Source organism: Qipengyuania sp. B-5, from assembly GCF_056857815.1.
On the sequence record NZ_JBSXNU010000027.1, the window covers coordinates 1 to 3,478 of the forward strand.

A 3,478-nucleotide genomic window follows, 5' to 3' on the forward strand; every position below is an offset into this window, starting at 1 on the left:
CAGCCCAGAACCTCCGGAAACTGGCCAAGATGCGGCCCACGCCGAGCCTCGCCACTGCCTGAGAGAGGCAGCGACCTCACTCGCCTTGGATCCAAAGCGCTCAACCAACCCAGCCAACGTCGACTTTTTCAACAGAATAGGATTCCCTAAAGCGGACGTTCCGCTACTTCGAGACGACGGACAAGTAGAGACGACGTTGAAGTATGAGGAGGAGTTAGGCTTGGCGGTAGCTCATCTGTGATAGAAACGGAGTGGATGAGACCCTTGTTTGAGCTTCTGTGGAGCAAAGACGCTTATCGCAGCAGGCAGGACTCGAAAATGAGCTGGCGTCGCAGTCACGATTTCCCCGTCAGTGTTTATTGGCATCGGACGCCGTGTTTCCACTTTGAACTCTACACATCGCGCGGTTCGAACCTCCTCCCATGCGCCGTGCGTCCCAGATCGAAAAGCACGCGCAATCAACACCGACTTCCATAGGTTCGACATTTCGAGGCTATAGAGATCCAATCGACCATCATCGATCGCTGCAGTGTCCGCAACGACGTTTCCTCCTCCGTAAAGACGGCCATTTCCTATCGCGATTTGATAGGTTTTGACTCGGGTTCCTTTGCCCTTCTCAACAATTCGAGCGCTGAAGCGCTTTGCACCGGTCAGCACACGAAAGGCAGCAACAGCATAGCCGATCCGTCCAAAGCGCTTTTTGGTTTGGGGATCGAGTTTCTCCGCCAACTCGCTGCTAAGTCCGATGCTTGCGACATTGAAGAACGCATGGCCATTGACCGAGCCGACATCAATCCGGCGGGTATGGCCCGTCACGATCAAGTCGGCGGCCGCTGCATGATCGAGCGGAATGGAGAGAGTTCTTGCAAGATCGTTGGCGGTTCCTGCCGGAATGATCCCGAGCGGCAACCCGCTTTCCATTATTGCGGGAGCTGCGGATGAAATGGAGCCGTCTCCTCCACAAACAACAACCGCGTCCGCAGTCGCATGAAGCCGTGTAATGTCACGAGCAATTTCTGGCAGGTTTTCGAACGGCTCTACCGTGACAGACAAACCTCCAGCTTCGAGACGGTCGCACACTGGCTGGAGCGCCCGGACGCCTTGCCGGGCCTTTGCGTTGTGAAGAAATAGGACACGCCTGGTTTGGGGCGGAGACATCAGATCCGGCAATTTGAACGAAAAATTGTCACTGTCCGAGATATAAAGGCTGAGCCTGCAAAACCAAGCTGCCTGCATCGATGCACGATGCGGCGCGAAACGGGCATGCATATAGGAACCTCACGCGTGATGAATACGCTTGCGCGTTATGGATTTTCCACTCGCCGCTCTTTTTCCAACTGAGATCTTTCAAACAGTTTTGGTCTTGCCATTCGCCGAAGTTTGGTTGGCTGCGGCGATCGCCGGAATAACTGCTTCAACCTTTGCTTCTGGAATCCCCGGAACACTGCTTCCGATCTCGTTTTCGTCGGGAGCTTTGCTAGGCGGATGGCTGGCCATTCCGGTGGTCGCTGTGGGCGCGGTCGCAGGCTCTCTGGTACTCTATTTGCTTTTTGAGCGCGGTTCGCAAGCTGCGCTACTAGAACGCTATGCTGACAAGCTGGCGCGCGTCGAACATTTCACTTCAAAAGCAGGTGTATTCCCGATCATCGGCTCTCGCGTGATAGGCATTCCCCACGTTATAATCACCGCGCTGTGTGCGCTCGGCTCAGTCGGGCGATCACGATATGCCCTCAGCACTCTTATAGGCGTGCTTCCGGCAATAGCGCTTTCAGCTACAGCGGGCGCGGCGATATAGACCGGCGATGGTCACGGCCTCCCAGTTAATTTTGGAACCGAGCCAAACATTCGTGGTCAAGGGAGAAAATCCGTTCGTCGTCTTCGAGCTTATGCCGCGGAGAATTGATCCTCAAGATTGACAGGTATCAGATTAGGAGGATGCAGCACCGGTGCTTGTGAAGAGGCCAAATCCTATTTTCTGCTGCAGGCGCGCTCGTTAGCTATCATTCATCGAGCCATTGGCGCAATGCGAACCAACCCAGGACGACCAAGCCGATGAAAACGCAGAACGCGACAACGCCCCAGAAAGCCCAGTCACTCGTTGCAAAGGGAATGCCCTCGACATTCATCCCTAACAGGCCAGTGATGAATGTGAGAGGCAGGAAAATGAATGCGACCACGGCGATAGCCAGTGATGTCCCGTGTTGATTCAATCATTTGTTTAGAAACCCATTTCCGCTAGGTGCCAGGGCAAGGGCATAGCTCCAATACCAATTAGGCTAGGAAAGCAAGATTGATCGCAAGCTCGGTATATCGTGAAGCCTCAAAAATTAGGCGCGTCTGACCGGCTAGCGATATAATACCCCATTTGAAAAACTTGCGATGCCGTCAGCATTGTGAAATGTACCGTCTCATCGCGCGGCTTCCCTGCGTTGTGCCGCATGAAAATCTACCCGCCGAATGATTAATTCCAAATCCTCCGGTCCGATATCGAATGTCTCTCCCAGATCGGCCAGCGCGGCGCTGATATCTTCCTCGTGAGGGGGCGCTAAGTCCCGTTCAGATATCCTTTGTCCCATGACTGCTTCCGGTCTGTGCGGATAGCTGTGTCCGGACAAAAAATGGTAAGCGATACCGACCAAAACCAGGCACACGGCGTTGATCGCGATAGGTAAAAACGCAAAAGAATATCCAGCGGACTCGACGACAGGCCCTCCAATAACCGCAGTAAGCGCCGCGGCTCCTCCTGGGGGGTGCAGACATCTAGCAAGAGACATAAGGAGAATTGCGAAACCCACGGCCAAGCCCGCAGCGAGATGGGGAGACGCCACCGATTGAGCGAAGAACACTCCTACTAGCGCAGAGATAGTATTTCCGCCGATCACTGGCCATGGTTGCGCCAAGGGACTGGCCGGTATCGCGAATACCAGTACGGCTGAAGCGCCCATAGGCGCGACAATCATTGGGACGCTCGCCCAATCTTCCAGCAGGAGCCAAGCTAGCAAACTGGTTAAAGCAATCCCGATGATACCGCCCGCGCAAGCGCGTATGCGGTCACGCAGGGTTGCACCCGCAAGAATGGGTTTAAACAGTCGCTTCATTGAGTAGGCCAGAAAGTATCTTGGCCGCGCGCAATGACGCGCCGATGGGCTCAAAGCGAGCAAGAATGCGCTGCGATCGCCAAAGGGAAGATTGCCTTTGCCCTTCCACCTTCCCCCATCCGCTTGGTTTATTAATGTGGTCGACCGTTGCTCCTTGGTTTTTGCGCTTATGTCCGGATAAACGTGGTATTTACTCCACCATGTCACCGAGGCTAAATTATCTCGAGCCGGAACCAATGAACTGAGGTGGTCCCGGAAATTTGGACAGGGTGCTAAGCTAATCCCGACCTGAGGAATGGACGGGAAATGAAGAAGACGAGGAAGCGCTACAGCGCGGAGTTCAAGGCAAAGGTGGCGCTGGAAGCGATCCGGGGTGACCT

4 protein-coding genes are annotated in these 3,478 nt (G+C 54.5%); 1 reads left to right on the forward strand and 3 read right to left on the reverse strand.

Translation table 11 applies throughout. The features are described from left to right. Positions 1–231 precede the first annotated feature (231 nt). Complete coding sequence (locus tag AC13CE_RS02835; RefSeq protein WP_482971417.1) at positions 232–1,269, reverse strand: lipid kinase; 1,038 nt, start codon at positions 1,267–1,269, stop codon at positions 232–234. Between the two features lie 37 nt (positions 1,270–1,306). Here AC13CE_RS02835 and AC13CE_RS02840 point away from each other — a divergent pair, with 37 nt between their 5' ends. Next, the gene (locus tag AC13CE_RS02840) at positions 1,307–1,795 is read left to right on the forward strand and encodes a VTT domain-containing protein (RefSeq protein ID WP_482971418.1); all 489 of its coding nucleotides are present in this window, start codon (positions 1,307–1,309) and stop codon (positions 1,793–1,795) included. 205 nt (positions 1,796–2,000) lie between these two features. On the opposite strand, the gene AC13CE_RS02845 is transcribed toward AC13CE_RS02840, so the two are convergent. Next, positions 2,001–2,210 carry a CorA family divalent cation transporter gene (locus AC13CE_RS02845; RefSeq protein WP_482971419.1) on the reverse strand — a complete coding sequence of 70 codons (210 nt, stop codon included), beginning with the start codon at positions 2,208–2,210 and terminating at the stop codon, positions 2,001–2,003. A 198-nt stretch (positions 2,211–2,408) separates the two neighbouring features. Next, on the reverse strand, positions 2,409–3,098 hold the full coding sequence (locus AC13CE_RS02850; protein WP_482971420.1) for an HPP family protein: 690 nt from the start codon (positions 3,096–3,098) through the stop codon (positions 2,409–2,411). Positions 3,099–3,478 lie beyond the last annotated feature (380 nt).

Excerpts from the sequence above, each read along its gene's own strand:
- AC13CE_RS02835 (WP_482971417.1), bottom strand. The coding sequence starts at position 1,269 with ATGCATGCCCGTTTCGCGCCGCATCGTGCATCGATGCAGGCAGCTTGG.
- AC13CE_RS02840 (WP_482971418.1), top strand. The coding sequence starts at position 1,307 with ATGGATTTTCCACTCGCCGCTCTTTTTCCAACTGAGATCTTTCAAACA.
- AC13CE_RS02850 (WP_482971420.1), bottom strand. The coding sequence starts at position 3,098 with ATGAAGCGACTGTTTAAACCCATTCTTGCGGGTGCAACCCTGCGTGAC.